Source organism: Symbiopectobacterium purcellii (assembly GCF_052050035.1).
In the GTDB taxonomy this organism is placed as follows: Bacteria; Pseudomonadota; Gammaproteobacteria; order Enterobacterales; family Enterobacteriaceae; genus Symbiopectobacterium; species Symbiopectobacterium purcellii_A.
Genome location: NZ_CP189882.1, coordinates 4,240,174 through 4,253,956, shown reverse-complemented (window position 1 = coordinate 4,253,956; position 13,783 = coordinate 4,240,174). Strand labels below are relative to the sequence as shown.

Genomic DNA, 13,783 nt, shown 5'->3' with positions numbered 1-13,783 from the left:
GGGGTTATCAGAGGGCTAACGGGTAAAATTTTGCAGATTGGCGGTCAGATCGCTTACACTTGGCTTAACACAGGAGGATCCGCTATGGGCCAGGTTGCCTTTGATACATTGCAGGCGTCAGAAGAGCTTCAAACCGCCGGGCTTACCAGTGAGCAAGCCAAGGCGATTTCGCTCGTCGTTCGTAAATCTCATGAGGTGGAGGATGTGGCTACCAAGCGTGACCTTGAGGACGTGCGTAAAGAGATGCAAGCCCGCTTCGAAAAGACCGACGCGCAGATAGCCGATGTCCGTAAGGATATGACTGCTGGTTTCGATAAAATTAACGATAAATTTGAGAAGCTTGGCATGCAGATGACCATCCGGCTTGGTCTAATGGTCGCCGCTGCCGTGAGCATCATTGCTGCCATTCTCAAAATGTGACGGTGCACTATATCCCTTTGGTCAGGCGGAACGTGATTGCACGGTCACCTGTTGACAGGGGGTGATGTCCCTATCTCGGATTAGTTGTATTAGTCGCGACTTGATCTGACACATGACCTTGAAAGGTTGAGAGTTACCGGTTTTGATATGGGTGTTCGATCCTTAAACAAAACGCGAGGTAACTCTCATGCTTCATACTAACAATCCCATCATCAAACACAAAGCCGGCCTGCTCAATCTCGCCGAAGAAATTGGTAACGTATCAAAAGCCTGCAAGATCATGGGCGTGTCACGCGACACGTTTTACCGTTATCAGGAACTGGCTGCTGAAGGCGGCATCGATGCGCTGGTTAACCAGAACCGCCGGGTTCCCAACCTGAAGAACCGCGCCGACGAAGCCACTGAACGCGCGGTTGTTGAATATGCCGTTGACTTCCCGGCCCACGGGCAGCACCGGACCAGTAATGAGCTGCGTAAAAAAGGCGTGTTTATCTCCGGCAGCGGCGTGCGATCCATCTGGCAACGACACAACCTGGAGAACTTCCGTAAACGCCTGAAGGCGCTTGAGGAAAAGGTCGCCAGAGAAGGCATCGTGCTTACCGATGCCCAAATCGCAGCGCTGGAGAAAAAAGCGCATGATGATGAGGCCAGCGGCGAAATCGAGACTGCTCACCCGGGTTATCTCGGGTCGCAGGACACCTTCTACGTTGGCAATCTGAAAGCGGTGGGCCGTATCTACCAGCAGACGTTCGTGGATACGTACTCGAAAGTGGCACACTGCAAGCTGTATACGATAAAACGCCGATCTGCTCAATGATCGTGTACTGCCGTTCTACGAGTCCCAGGGACTGCCAATGCTGAGAATACTGACCGACAGGGGAACGGAGTACTGTGGTAAGGTGGAGCAGCATGATTACCAGCTGTATCTGGCCATCAACGATATCGACCATACAAAAACGAAGGCAATGTCTCCGCAGACGAACGGCATCTGCGAGCGCTTCCATAAAACGATTTTGCAGGATTTTTATCAGGTTACGTTCCGCAAGAAGTTATATGGGGACCTGGAGAGCCTGCAGGCAGATCTGGACAACTGGTTGTGGCATTACAATAATGAGCGAACTCATCAGGGAAAAATGTGAGTCTGTAAAGAATTTCGTGTAAATGGCTCCATCGCTTACCCCCCATGTCAGGGTAGTTGTCGCCTCTGAGTGAAAAAAATCTAGGGGGCTGGAGAAGCTGTTCATGGGAAGCTATTCGCCAGAACGTAAAGCGGCTGTGATCGCCAGAATGTTGCCGCCGCATAGTCAGTCTATTTACCAGATATCCCGCCTGGAAGGCATTCCCGCCAATACGCTTTATGGCTGGCGGTCTCAGGCTGGAATTCCGACTCAGTCGGCAGCCAGTGAGAGTAAACTCCACCTGGAGTGGTCTCAGGATGCGCGCTTCGCCGTTATCGTTGAAACCGCGCCGCTTTCTGCTCATGCTGTGGCTGAATACTGTCGCCGTAAAGGCCTCTATCCTGAACAGATTCAGCAGTGGAAGGACGAGTTTATGCAGCCAGGTCAGCGTGCAGAAAGAGCCTTAATAAAGAAACAGCAAAAAGAAATTCAGCAGCTTAATCGTGAAATAGCCCGCAAGGACAAAGCCCTCGCCGAAGCGGCGGCACTGCTCATCCTGGAAAAAAAGCTCAAGGCGTTCTTCGACGAAGAACGCGAGGTCGAATGACGCGCACAGCCGACAGGTTACGGCTGATGAAGATGCTGGAGGAGGCTGCCACTGCCGGCGTCCGGCAAAGCGATGCCTGCAGGTCTGTAGGTATTAGCGAGCGGACGTTCCAGCGCTGGCGGCTAAGTCCTGACGACCGGCGACCGACGGCATCACGGCCGATGCCGAAAAACAGGCTCAGTGCTGAAGAGGAACAGCAGGTGCTGGCCATCTGCCATGAGCCACGATTCGCCAGTCTGTCGCCGGCGCAAATCGTACCGGCACTAGCCGATGAGGGGCGTTACGTTGCCAGTGAATCGACGTTTTACCGGGTGTTGCGCCGTGCCGGAGAGGTCAGTCATCGCGGGCGTCAGCAGGCCCCGCAAAGTAAGCCGCTGTCGACATGGAAGGCGATCGCGCCGAACCAGGTGTGGTCGTGGGACATCACCTGGCTGAAGTCGCTGACGGCGGGTCACTGGTTCTACCTGTATCTCATAGAAGATGTGTTCAGTCGCAAAATAGTGGGTTATGAGGTGTACCCGGTCGAAAGCGGCGAGTATGCAGCAGAACTGCTGAAGCGAACGGTGCTGAGCGAGCGCTGCTGGCAGGAGCCGCTGGTACTGCATGCTGATAACGGTGCACCGATGAAGTCACAGGTGCTGCAGGTGAAGCTTGCGGAGCTGAAGATAACCCCGTCACACAGTCGGCCGCGGGTAAGCAACGACAACGCCCACGTGGAATCGCTGTTCAGGATGCTGAAATACGTGCCTGCATGGTCTGAAAAAGGCTTTGCAACGCTGGAAGATGCGCGAGCCTGGGTGGAAACCTTCGTCGGCTGGTACAACGAGGAACATCGCCATAGCGGTATCCGGTATGTCACGCCGGGCCAGCGGCACAGAGGCGAAGACAGCCAGTTGCTGGTAAAGCGAAAATCGGTGTATGAGGCAGCAAAAATGCAGAACCCGCATCGTTGGTCAGGGCCAACAAGAAACTGGGAGCGGCAGGACGAAGTGTGGCTAAATCCGGAACGGGAAAAACAGGCCGTATGAATCAACTGGGGCGACAACTACCTTGACACGCACCGCTTAACCGGAAATCCGATCTCCATACATCAACATGAATTGGCTCATAGCCGGTTTCCAGTCTCTGATTGGTAGGGTCCATTTAGCCGAGATATTATGCAAGGCTAGATAGAATAATTTTAGCACCGAGTCATCCGTTGGAAATATTCGTCGCGTTTTCGTTATCTTCAGGCGTTTACAGAAGTTCTCCAGATCGTGCCGTTGCCAGATGGACCGCACGCCGCTGCCGGAGATAAATACGCCTTTTTTACGCAGCTCATTACTGGTCCGGTGCTGCCCGTGGGCCGGGAACTCAACAGCATATTCAACAACCGCGCGTTCAGTGGCTTCGTCGGCCCGGTTCTTCAGGTTGGGAACCCGGCGGTTCTGGTTAACCAGTGCATCGATGCCACCTTCAGCAGCCAGTTCCTGATAACGGTAAAACGTGTAGCGCGACACGCCCATGATCTTGCAGGCTTTTGATACGTTACCAAGTTCTTCGGCCAGATTGAGCAGGCCGGCTTTGTGTTTGATGATGTGATTGTTAGTATGAAGCATGAGAGTTACCTCGCGTTTTGTTTAAGGATTAGACACCCATATCAAAACCGGTAACTCTCAACCTTTCAAGGTCATGTGTCAGATCAAGTCGCGACTAATACACTTTAGCACTGCTCAATCATCCATTATTCGCTACATAACCCATTATTATAGCGATGTCAGACCTCACTGGTATAACGGTGGGTTAACGCCAAATGAATCAGAACGGCTGTTCCATCAACAGTCAGGTAGGGTGGCCAAATTTAGTTGACCACTACACAGCCCGTTGGTGTGCTCATTCAAGCCCCTCTCCCAGGAATGATAAGGATGGGCAAAGTAGACCTGCGCCCCTGTGATTTGAGTAATTTGCTCGTGCAGAGCGAATTCAGGGCCGTTATCAGCTGTTAGGGTCTTAAACTTGCAAAAGGTATTAGCTTCAATGTCCCTGAAAGCAGCAACCACAGTCTCCGCACGCTTATTAGGCAGTTTGCGAATGATGACGGTTTTCAATGCTTTATCTACGATGTTTAACAAGAATGACTTCTGGTCTTTGCCAAAAATAGTGTCAATTTCGAAGTGGCCAGGCTCCTGTTTAAGCTCGGCTTGAGCTGGGCGATACTCAATACCAACACGGTTGGGAATAGGGCCTGATTTGAGGTTTTCGGCATTGTACCTGTAACGTTTTCCCCGATGAGGAAGTTGCTGATATAGCTAAACGACTTAATTTTGATTACATTATTTAAATGAGCTATTCAATTGATTTTAGACGTAAAGTGATATCTACACGGAAAAACGAAGGGTTGAGTATCCGAGAAACAGCGAAGCAATTTCGGATTGGCGCTGCCTCTGTATCGCGTTGGATTAATCAAATAGAGTCAAAAGCATCGACCACGCGTCAGCGAAAGATCGATAAATCCGAGTTGATAAAAGATGTTGAACAATATCCAGATGCTTACCAAAAAGAACGTGCAGAGCGTTTTGGCGTTTGTCAGAAGGCCATTTGGCAAGCGCTTAAAAAGCTGGGATTGACCTATAAAAAAAACTCTACGTCATCCGAAAGCCGACGAAAACGCCCGGCAGGGATTTCAACAAAAAAAAACAACAGTATGAAAAAGAAGGTAAACCTATTGTTTTTATTGATGAAAGTGGTTTTTCACACGATACCCCACGGACTCACGGCTATTCCCCAAAAGGTCAACGGTGTTTTGGCCTGAAGAACTGGGGAGCTAGGGGAAGAACAAATGTTATCGGCGCTTTATTAGGCACAACGCTGTTTGCTATCGGATTATTTGATATCAATATTAACAGCGATGTTTTCTATGCCTGGGTCACACAAGTCCTTATCCCAGTACTCCCTAAAAACAGTGTAATCATGATGGACAATGCCACTTTTCACAAAAAACATAATATTCAACAAGTCATCATCGATGCAGGGTATATGGTGGAGTATTTGCCTACATATTCGCCAGATCTTAACCCAATTGAGCATAAATGGGCACAAGCAAAAAGCAAAAAAAGAGAGATGGGTTGCGATACAGAGAGTTTGTTCTCAGTCCATATGGTGTAATCAAAATTAAGTCGCTTGGCTATAGCTTGGTTGAACCTTCACCACGCCGCTTTTCGATGTAGAACCGTTCTTTCTGAGTCAGATGTTTTCCCTGCATGCAACAGGCTCTCCAGTATGGCCAGAACGGTGATTTTATCCGACTCTGGCAAGTGGGTCACTTTGTTGCGTTTCGAGTGGGAATGGGGCATGCCCCGTGTACTGCGCCCCCCTGTCCGTATGCACCACCAGGCCCGGCGGGGGAGTTCGCAGGTTATATGCCTTCATCAGGGCCCCGCAGACCAGCGACGAGGTCATCCGTCTGTCCACCTGCCAGCCCACTATCTGCCGGGAGTACAAATCCATAATAGCCGCCAGATACAGCCAGCCTTCACCGGTCTTCAGATACGTGATGTCACTCGCCCACACCTGATTTGTCCCCGGCGGGTTAAAATTCTAGTTCAGCAGGTTTGGGGCCACCTCTGCACCCGGGCGGGGTTTTGTCGTGACCTTATAAGTCCGGCGCTGTCGGCAGACCAGCCCCTCTTCCTGCATGAGTTTCCTCACGCGAGAGTGTAAAAAGATCTGTGTAAATGGCATTTTGAGGAAAACCTTCAGAGGACAAAAAATGCCTATCAGCAACGAACTTATTGACCAACTGCTTCAGGATTGCCACTCCCCTCAGGAGCTTCTGGGTGAATCAGGCCTACTCAAGGAACTGACTAAAAGACTGGCGGAACGGGTTCTTGAAGCTGAGATGGAGATACACCTTGGGTATGCTAAGCATGACCCGGCTGGTAATAATTCAGGCAACTCCCGCAATGGCAAGACATCCAAGAGCGTACGTAGCCAAAATGGGGCGCTCGAGCTCGATATTCCGCGCGACCGCAACAGTACCTTCGAGCCGACACTGATCGGTAAGCACGAAAAGCAGCTTAACGGCTTCGATGACCGCATTATTTCTCTCTATTCCAGAGGGCTATCAACCCGTGATATTCAGGCTCACTTTAAAGAAGTCTACGGGGTCGATGTTTCCGCTGGCTTCATTTCTCAAGTGACCAATGCCGTGATGGATGACGTTAAGCGCTGGCAGCAACGGCCGCTGGATGCGTTTTATCCCATTAAACTAGTTGCTGAATAGAGACTTGCATTTTTTGTCAGGCTATTGAGAATAAAAAGAGGTTTAACTTAGAGAATAAAGGTTTGAAATGATCAACAAAGAGCGGTTGTTACGAGATAATCGTTTATGTAAAGCAATCATTGGATTATCAGTCGAAGAATTGAAAAATTTAGCCGCTGAATTTTCAGCTTGTTATTTGATTTATCGGAAAAAGAATCGAAAAGATCACGAGCGGCAGATGGGTGCAGGGCAGAAAGGATTTATCCCAACCCCATTAGATAAACTGCTTTTTATTTTATTGTATTTAAAATGTTATCCGACCTATGATTTGCAAGGACTTCTTTTTGGTTTAGATAGAACACGGGTATGTCGCTGGGTAAAAATATTATTGCCGGTTTTAGAGATGACCTTGGGGCGAGAATGTGTTTTGCCCGCTCGTCAAATTCGCTCTGCTGAGGAATTTTTTCGCGCCTTTCCTGGAGTTAAAGACGTCTTTATTGATGGGACAGAGCGACCTGTCCAAAAGCCTAAGAATCTGCGTCGGCGAAAAAAAATGTATTCGGGAAAGAAAAGACAGACCACTCGAAAAGGGCTTATTATGACTGACGAAACAAGGCAAATTGGATTTATCCCCATGAGCAAAAATGGGCGCCGTCACGATAAACGCTTACTCGATAAAGTCGATATAATTCGCCATATTCCTCCTGAGGTAACCATCTGGGCAGATACCGGTTTTCAAGGTATAGATAAACAGCATCCTAATACACAAATCCCAAAAAAAGGAACTCGAAAAAGACCTTTATCGCCTGAACAAAAACAAGAAAATAAAATAATCTCGGGCATCCGTATTACAGTTGAACACGCCATCGCGGGTATCAAGCGCCTCGGTTGCATGACCCAAATTTTACGGAATCGTAGACCCTTTATTGATGATACCTTCTTACTCCTTAGCGCCGGTCTTTGGAATTTCCATCTCAGAACAGCATAAAATTTACTTCAATCACCGAAACACCCTTATTTCACTATTAAGCAACACGCTTATTGTTTACCTTGACTGTATTGTGGTCAAAAGCCAGGACGGCGGAGCCGTGGCCAACAAGTCTGTTTACTTGGCTCTAGGCATCAACGGCCAGGGCGAAAAAGAGCTGCTGGGGCTATGGATAGCCAAAACCGAGGGGGCCAAGTTCTGGTTATCTGTAATGACAGAACTGAAAAATCGTGGGCTACAGGACATCTTCATCGCCTGCTGCGATGGCCTGAAGGGCTTTCCTGATGCCATTGAAGCTGTTTACCCGCATACGCGGGTACAGCTCTGCATCGTGCATCAGGTGCGGAACTCGCTGCGCTACGTCGGCTGGAAAGAACGTAAAGCCGTTGCTGCTGACCTCCGCGCTATCTATAGTTCCGCAACGCTAGAGGGCGCTGAAGAGGCCCTGGATGCCTTCGCGGCCAAATGGGATGAGCAGTTCCCGACGATCAGCCCATCGTGGAGAAATAATTGGGAACGTCTCATCGTCATTTTTGATTTTCCGCCGGAGATTCGCAAGGTTATCTACACCACCAACGCGATAGAGTCGTTAAATGCTTCATTGCGCAAGATAACGAAAACGCGACGAATATTTCCAACGGATGACTCGGTGCTAAAATTATTCTATCTAGCCTTGCATAATATCTCGGCTAAATGGACCCTACCAATCAGAGACTGGAAACCGGCTATGAGCCAATTCATGTTGATGTATGGAGATCGGATTTCCGGTTAAGCGATGGAGCCATTTACACGAAATTCTTTACAGACTCCATTCTGGCATTAATTACTGCGTGCCCGGAATTCAATGAGCGTGCAATCCCGGCCCGCGTGAAGATCTGCCTCGGCATTGTCATTACCCTCCTGGTCGCCCCCTATTTGCCGGTGAATACCACACCGATATTTTCCGCAGGTGGCGTCTGGATCATTCTGCAACAGTTACTTATCGGTGGGCTTTGTTGAATAATTTAACCGTTTGATTTACATCTTCTTTAGTTAGAATGCATTTACAGAGAATGTATTTTGTTAGAACGACAAATCAAATAGTTAGCACAATAAAAAGCATTCCGAGAGGAAAAATTAGTCGTTGAAATTTTATAATGCTTATATAAATCAGTATCTTAAATTATTCAACAAAGCCTTATCGGTGCTGCGCTTGGGTTCAACATGCAATTGGCTTTTGCTGCCGTGCGGTTATCGGGCGAGCTCATTGGTATGCAAATGGGGCTGGCATTTGCCACCTTTTTTGACCCCACCGGTGGGCCAAACATGCAGGTGCTTGCTCGTTTTCTCAATATCATGGCTATGTTGCTTTTTATGGCCTTCAACGGCCATTTATGGATGATATCGTTGATTGCCGACAGCTTTTATACATTGCCAATTGGCACCGCGCCGCTCAATGGTGATGGTTTTTTGGGGCTAGCTCGGGCAGGAAGCATGATATTTATCAACGGTATGATGCTGGCTCTGCCGTTGATTACCTTACTGCTGGCACTCAACATCTCGCTCGGTTTGTTAAACCGCGTTGCGCCTCATCTCACCGTGTTCGTGATTGGTTTTCCACTCGCTTTGTTGAATAATTTAACCGTTTGATTTACATCTTCTTTAGTTAGAATGCATTTACAGAGAATGTATTTTGTTAGAACGACAAATCAAATAGTTAGCACAATAAAAAGCATTCCGAGAGGAAAAATTAGTCGTTGAAATTTTATAATGCTTATATAAATCAGTATCTTAAATTATAGCCAAGCGACTTAATTTTGATTACACCATATGGACTGAGAACAAACTCTCTGTATCGCAACCCATCTCTCTTTTTTTGCTTTTTGCTTGTGCCCATTTATGCTCAATTGGGTTAAGATCTGGCGAATATGTAGGCAAATACTCCACCATATACCCTGCATCGATGATGACTTGTTGAATATTATGTTTTTTGTGAAAAGTGGCATTGTCCATCATGATTACACTGTTTTTAGGGAGTACTGGGATAAGGACTTGTGTGACCCAGGCATAGAAAACATCGCTGTTAATATTGATATCAAATAATCCGATAGCAAACAGCGTTGTGCCTAATAAAGCGCCGATAACATTTGTTCTTCCCCTAGCTCCCCAGTTCTTCAGGCCAAAACACCGTTGACCTTTTGGGGAATAGCCGTGAGTCCGTGGGGTATCGTGTGAAAAACCACTTTCATCAATAAAAACAATAGGTTTACCTTCTTTTTCATACTGTTGTTTTTTTTGTTGAAATCCCTGCCGGGCGTTTTCGTCGGCTTTCGGATGACGTAGAGTTTTTTTTATAGGTCAATCCCAGCTTTTTAAGCGCTTGCCAAATGGCCTTCTGACAAACGCCAAAACGCTCTGCACGTTCTTTTTGTTAAGCATCTGGATATTGTTCAACATCTTTTATCAACTCGGATTTATCGATCTTTCGCTGACGCGTGGTCGATGCTTTTGACTCTATTTGATTAATCCAACGCGATACAGAGGCAGGGCCAATCCGAAATTGCTTCGCTGTTTCTCGGATACTCAACCCTTCGTTTTTCCGTGTAGATATCACTTTACGTCTAAAATCAATTGAATAGCTCATTTAAATAATGTAATCAAAATTAAGTCGTTTAGCTATACCAGCCGACGAAGGTTTCCACCCAGGCTCGCGCATCTTCCAGCGTTGCAAAGCCTTTTTCAGACCATGCAGGCACGTATTTCAGCATCCTGAACAGCGATTACACGTGGGCGTTGTCGTTGCTTACCCGCGGCCGACTGTGTGACGGGGTTATCTTCAGCTCCGCAAGCTTCACCTGCAGCACCTGTGACTTCATCGGTGCACCGTTATCCGCATGCAGTACCAGCGGCTCCTGCCAGCAGCGCTCGCTCAGCACCGCTCGCTTCAGCAGTTCTGCTGCATACTCGCCGCTTTCGACCGGGTACACCTCATAAGCCACTAAGCGTGTTGCTTAATAGTGAAATAAGGGTGTTTCGGTGATTGAAGTAAATTTTACGCTGTTCTGAGATGGAAATTCCAAAGACCGGCGCTAAGGAGTAAGAAGGTATAGCCAAGCGACTTAATTTTGATTACACCATATGGACTGAGAACAAACTCTCTGTATCGCAACCCATCTCTCTTTTTTTGCTTTTTGCTTGTGCCCATTTATGCTCAATTGGGTTAAGATCTGGCGAATATGTAGGCAAATACTCCACCATATACCCTGCATCGATGATGACTTGTTGAATATTATGTTTTTTGTGAAAAGTGGCATTGTCCATCATGATTACACTGTTTTTAGGGAGTACTGGGATAAGGACTTGTGTGACCCAGGCATAGAAAACATCGCTGTTAATATTGATATCAAATAATCCGATAGCAAACAGCGTTGTGCCTAATAAAGCGCCGATAACATTTGTTCTTCCCCGGCTTTGTTGAATAATTTAAGATACTGATTTATATAAGCATTATAAAATTTCAACGACTAATTTTTCCTCTCGGAATGCTTTTTATTGTGCTAACTATTTGATTTGTCGTTCTAACAAAATACATTCTCTGTAAATGCATTCTAACTAAAGAAGATGTAAATCAAACGGTTAAATTATTCAACAAAGCCATACAGAGGCAGGGCCAATCCGAAATTGCTTCGCTGTTTCTCGGATACTCAACCCTTCGTTTTTCCGTGTAGATATCACTTTACGTCTAAAATCAATTGAATAGCTCATTTAAATAATGTAATCAAAATTAAGTCGTTTAGCTATATCATCAATAAAGGGTCTACGATTCCGTAAAATTTGGGTCATGCAACCGAGGCGCTTGATACCCGCGATGGCGTGTTCAACTGTAATACGGATGCCCGAGATTATTTTATTTTCTTGTTTTTGTTCAGGCGATAAAGGTCTTTTTCGAGTTCCTTTTTTTGGGATTTGTGTGGCTTTGTTGAATAATTTAACCGTTTGATTTACATCTTCTTTAGTTAGAATGCATTTACAGAGAATGTATTTACAGAGAATGTATTTTGTTAGAACGACAAATCAAATAGTTAGCACAATAAAAGGCATTCCGAGAGGAAAAATTAGTCGTTGAAATTTTATAATGCTTATATAAATCAGTATCTTAAATTATTCAACAAAGCCAATAAAAAGCATTCCGAGAGGAAAAATCAGTCGTTGAAATTTTATAATGCTTATATAAATCAGTATCTTAAATTATTCAACAAAGCCGATTTGTGTATTAGGATGCTGTTTATCTATACCTTGAAAACCGGTATCTGCCTAGATGGTTACCTCAGGAGGAATATGGCGAATTATATCGACTTTATCGAGTAAGCGTTTATCGTGACGGCGCCCATTTTTGCTCATGGGGATAAATCCAATTTGCCTTGTTTCGTCAGTCATAATAAGCCCTTTTCGAGTGGTCTGTCTTTTCTTTCCCGAATACATTTTTTTTCGCCGACGCAGATTCTTAGGCTTTTGGACAGGTCGCTCTGTCCCATCAATAAAGACGTCTTTAACTCCAGGAAAGGCGCGAAAAAATTCCTCAGCAGAGCGAATTTGACGAGCGGGCAAAACACATTCTCGCCCCAAGGTCATCTCTAAAACCGGCAATAATATTTTTACCCAGCGACATACCCGTGTTCTATCTAAACCAAAAAGAAGTCCTTGCAAATCATAGGTCGGATAACATTTTAAATACAATAAAATAAAAAGCAGTTTATCTAATGGGGTTGGGATAAATCCTTTCTGCCCTGCACCCATCTGCCGCTCGTGATCTTTTCGATTCTTTTTCCGATAAATCAAATAACAAGCTGAAAATTCAGCGGCTAAACTTTTCAATTCTTCGACTGATAATCCAATGATTGCTTTACATAAACGATTATCTCGTAACAACCGCTCTTTGTTGATCATTTCAAACCTTTATTCTCTAAGTTAAACCTCTTTTTATTCTCAATAGCCTGACAAAAAATGCAAGTCTCTATTCAGCAACTAGTTTACTATTTTGCGACTGAACACATCTTCTATGAGATACAGGTAGAACTAGTGACCCGCCGTCAGCGACTTCAGCCAGGTGATGTCCCACGACCACACCTGGTTCGGCGCGATCGCCTTCCATGTCGACAGCGGCTTACTTTGCGGGGCCTGCTGACGCCCGCGATGACTGACCTCTCCGGCACGGCGCAACACCCGGTAAAACGTCGATTCACTGGCAACGTAGCGCCCCTCATCGGCTAGTGCCGGTACGATTTGCGCCGGCGACAGACTGGCTAATCGTGGCTCATGGCAGATGGCCAGCACCTGCTGTTCCTCTTCAGCACTGAGCCTGTTTTTCGGCATCGGCCGTGATGCCGTCGGTCGCCGGTCGTCAGGACTTAGCCGCCAGCGCTGGAACGTCCGCTCGCTAATACCTACAGACCTGCAGGCATCGCTTTGCCGGACGCCGGCAGTGGCAGCCTCCTCCAGCATCTTCATCAGCCGTAACCTGTCGGCTGTGCGCGTCATTCGACCTCGCGTTCTTCGTCGAAGAACGCCTTGAGCTTTTTTTCCAGGATGAGCAGTGCCGCCGCTTCGGCGAGGGCTTTGTCCTTGCGGGCTATTTCACGATTAAGCTGCTGAATTTCTTTTTGCTGTTTCTTTATTAAGGCTCTTTTTGCACGCTGACCTGGCTGCATAAACTCGTCCTTCCACTGCTGAATCTGTTCAGGATAGAGGCCTTTACGGCGACAGTATTCAGCCACAGCATGAGCAGAAAGCGGCGCGGTTTCAACGATAACGGCGAAGCGCGCATCCTGAGACCACTCCAGGTGGAGTTTACTCTCACTGGCTGCCGACTGAGTCGGAATTCCAGCCTGAGACCGCCAGCCATAAAGCGTATTGGCGGGAATGCCTTCCAGGCGGGATATCTGGTAAATAGACTGACTATGCGGCGGCAACATTCTGGCGATCACAGCCGCTTTACGTTCTGGCGAATAGCTTCCCATGAACAGCTTCTCCAGCCCCCTAGATTTTTTTCACTCAGAGGCGACAACTACCCTGACATGGGGGAATATTGCTGCCATCCAGCGCAGTGGCTGACCAGTCAACAAGTCCATGAGCATCAAGAAATGAAAGTAACCTATTAAAAATAATGTTAATAACTCCAGACTTTGACCATCTATTGAAACGGTTATAAACGATTTTCCATGGGCCGTAACGTTCAGGTAAATCACGCCATGGGCACCTGAACACAGTATCCAGAACATGCCGTTGACGATTTTGCGATGTTCTGCCCATGGCCGGCCTGCCTGCGGAGATGTCAAAACGGTTGGTAACAAGGGGGCTTTGTTGAATAATTTAACCGTTTGATTTACATCTTCTTTAGGTAGAATGCATGTACAGAGACTGTATTTTGTTAG

14 protein-coding genes and 10 pseudogenes are annotated in these 13,783 nt (G+C 46.9%); 11 read left to right on the top strand and 13 right to left on the bottom strand.

Going from position 1 to position 13,783, the window contains the following annotated elements; translation table 11 throughout:
* Nucleotides 1–84: 84 nt before the first annotated feature.
* The 3 genes and pseudogenes from ACQGXV_RS29025 to ACQGXV_RS29015 all read left to right on the top strand — a co-directional run bounded on the left by ACQGXV_RS29025 (nucleotide 85) and on the right by ACQGXV_RS29015 (nucleotide 3,173).
* On the top strand, nucleotides 85–420 hold the full coding sequence (locus tag ACQGXV_RS29025) for a DUF1640 domain-containing protein (protein WP_440863979.1): 336 nt from the start codon (nucleotides 85–87) through the stop codon (nucleotides 418–420).
* Nucleotides 421–607: 187 nt separating this feature from the next.
* Nucleotides 608–1,556 (top strand): annotated as a pseudogene (locus tag ACQGXV_RS29020) (IS481 family transposase); the annotation flags it as partial.
* 106 nt (nucleotides 1,557–1,662) lie between these two features.
* A protein-coding gene (locus ACQGXV_RS29015) for an IS3 family transposase (RefSeq protein ID WP_440863978.1) occupies nucleotides 1,663–3,173 on the top strand; the annotation gives its coding sequence in 2 pieces (ribosomal slippage) (nucleotides 1,663–2,113 and nucleotides 2,113–3,173; 1,512 coding nt in all).
* A 36-nt stretch (nucleotides 3,174–3,209) separates the two neighbouring features.
* On the opposite strand, the pseudogene ACQGXV_RS29010 reads toward ACQGXV_RS29015, so the two are convergent.
* Both ACQGXV_RS29010 and ACQGXV_RS29005 read right to left on the bottom strand, forming a co-directional pair.
* Nucleotides 3,210–3,374: pseudogene (locus ACQGXV_RS29010) on the bottom strand (IS256 family transposase); the annotation flags it as partial.
* Nucleotides 3,357–3,743, bottom strand: a pseudogene (locus ACQGXV_RS29005) (helix-turn-helix domain-containing protein); the annotation flags it as partial. The pseudogenes ACQGXV_RS29010 and ACQGXV_RS29005, both read right to left, overlap by 18 nt.
* A 103-nt stretch (nucleotides 3,744–3,846) precedes the next feature.
* Between ACQGXV_RS29005 and ACQGXV_RS29000 the strand changes: the two are divergent.
* Nucleotides 3,847–3,993: pseudogene (locus ACQGXV_RS29000) on the top strand (IS3 family transposase); the annotation flags it as partial.
* Here ACQGXV_RS29000 and ACQGXV_RS28995 read toward each other — a convergent pair.
* A pseudogene (locus ACQGXV_RS28995) lies at nucleotides 3,960–4,421 on the bottom strand (IS30 family transposase); the annotation flags it as partial. The pseudogenes ACQGXV_RS29000 and ACQGXV_RS28995 sit on opposite strands and share 34 nt — an antisense overlap.
* A 44-nt stretch (nucleotides 4,422–4,465) precedes the next feature.
* On the opposite strand from ACQGXV_RS28995, the gene ACQGXV_RS28990 reads away from it, so the two are divergent.
* Complete coding sequence (locus tag ACQGXV_RS28990) at nucleotides 4,466–4,936, top strand: IS630 transposase-related protein (protein ID WP_440863977.1); 471 nt, start codon at nucleotides 4,466–4,468, stop codon at nucleotides 4,934–4,936.
* Complete coding sequence (locus tag ACQGXV_RS28985; protein ID WP_440867673.1) at nucleotides 4,849–5,289, top strand: IS630 family transposase; 441 nt, start codon at nucleotides 4,849–4,851, stop codon at nucleotides 5,287–5,289. Before ACQGXV_RS28990 ends, ACQGXV_RS28985 begins: the two co-directional genes overlap by 88 nt.
* A gap of 192 nt (nucleotides 5,290–5,481) precedes the next feature.
* Here the strand turns inward: ACQGXV_RS28985 and ACQGXV_RS28980 are convergent.
* Nucleotides 5,482–5,832 (bottom strand): annotated as a pseudogene (locus tag ACQGXV_RS28980) (DDE-type integrase/transposase/recombinase); the annotation flags it as partial.
* Between the two features lie 61 nt (nucleotides 5,833–5,893).
* Between ACQGXV_RS28980 and ACQGXV_RS28975 the strand changes: the two are divergent.
* The 5 genes and pseudogenes from ACQGXV_RS28975 to ACQGXV_RS28955 form a co-directional block, all read left to right on the top strand.
* A pseudogene (locus ACQGXV_RS28975) lies at nucleotides 5,894–6,388 on the top strand (transposase); the annotation flags it as partial.
* 85 nt (nucleotides 6,389–6,473) lie between these two features.
* Nucleotides 6,474–7,373: a transposase family protein gene (locus tag ACQGXV_RS28970; protein ID WP_440862939.1), complete on the top strand. Its 900-nt coding sequence runs from the start codon at nucleotides 6,474–6,476 to the stop codon at nucleotides 7,371–7,373.
* Complete coding sequence (locus ACQGXV_RS28965; protein ID WP_440867672.1) at nucleotides 7,315–8,145, top strand: IS256 family transposase; 831 nt, start codon at nucleotides 7,315–7,317, stop codon at nucleotides 8,143–8,145. Before ACQGXV_RS28970 ends, ACQGXV_RS28965 begins: the two co-directional genes overlap by 59 nt.
* A complete protein-coding gene (locus ACQGXV_RS28960; protein WP_440863976.1) occupies nucleotides 8,067–8,372 on the top strand; it encodes a flagellar biosynthetic protein FliR in 306 nt (101 codons plus the stop codon). The genes ACQGXV_RS28965 and ACQGXV_RS28960 overlap by 79 nt, the downstream gene beginning before the upstream one ends.
* Before the next feature lie 165 nt (nucleotides 8,373–8,537).
* Nucleotides 8,538–8,981, top strand: a pseudogene (locus ACQGXV_RS28955) (flagellar biosynthetic protein FliR); the annotation flags it as partial.
* Nucleotides 8,982–9,173: 192 nt separating this feature from the next.
* Here the strand turns inward: ACQGXV_RS28955 and ACQGXV_RS28950 are convergent.
* The 9 genes and pseudogenes from ACQGXV_RS28950 to ACQGXV_RS28910 form a co-directional block, all read right to left on the bottom strand.
* Entirely contained in the window at nucleotides 9,174–9,707 is a 534-nt protein-coding gene (locus ACQGXV_RS28950) for an IS630 family transposase (protein ID WP_440867179.1), read from the bottom strand.
* A 76-nt stretch (nucleotides 9,708–9,783) separates the two neighbouring features.
* Nucleotides 9,784–9,996: an IS630 transposase-related protein gene (locus ACQGXV_RS28945; RefSeq protein WP_440863975.1), complete on the bottom strand. Its 213-nt coding sequence runs from the start codon at nucleotides 9,994–9,996 to the stop codon at nucleotides 9,784–9,786.
* 31 nt (nucleotides 9,997–10,027) lie between these two features.
* Nucleotides 10,028–10,357, bottom strand: a pseudogene (locus ACQGXV_RS28940) (IS3 family transposase); the annotation flags it as partial.
* A gap of 124 nt (nucleotides 10,358–10,481) precedes the next feature.
* Entirely contained in the window at nucleotides 10,482–10,832 is a 351-nt protein-coding gene (locus tag ACQGXV_RS28935; RefSeq protein ID WP_440867671.1) for a transposase, read from the bottom strand.
* A 285-nt stretch (nucleotides 10,833–11,117) separates the two neighbouring features.
* A complete protein-coding gene (locus ACQGXV_RS28930; RefSeq protein WP_440867670.1) occupies nucleotides 11,118–11,318 on the bottom strand; it encodes a transposase family protein in 201 nt (66 codons plus the stop codon).
* 348 nt (nucleotides 11,319–11,666) lie between these two features.
* On the bottom strand, nucleotides 11,667–12,299 hold the full coding sequence (locus ACQGXV_RS28925; protein ID WP_440863974.1) for a transposase family protein: 633 nt from the start codon (nucleotides 12,297–12,299) through the stop codon (nucleotides 11,667–11,669).
* A 129-nt stretch (nucleotides 12,300–12,428) separates the two neighbouring features.
* Nucleotides 12,429–12,890, bottom strand: coding sequence for a helix-turn-helix domain-containing protein (locus ACQGXV_RS28920; protein ID WP_440863973.1), 462 nt, complete (start codon nucleotides 12,888–12,890; stop codon nucleotides 12,429–12,431).
* Nucleotides 12,887–13,369 carry a transposase gene (locus ACQGXV_RS28915; protein ID WP_440863972.1) on the bottom strand — a complete coding sequence of 161 codons (483 nt, stop codon included), beginning with the start codon at nucleotides 13,367–13,369 and terminating at the stop codon, nucleotides 12,887–12,889. Before ACQGXV_RS28915 ends, ACQGXV_RS28920 begins: the two co-directional genes overlap by 4 nt.
* Nucleotides 13,370–13,433: 64 nt before the next feature.
* Nucleotides 13,434–13,702: pseudogene (locus ACQGXV_RS28910) on the bottom strand (transposase); the annotation flags it as partial.
* Nucleotides 13,703–13,783 lie beyond the last annotated feature (81 nt).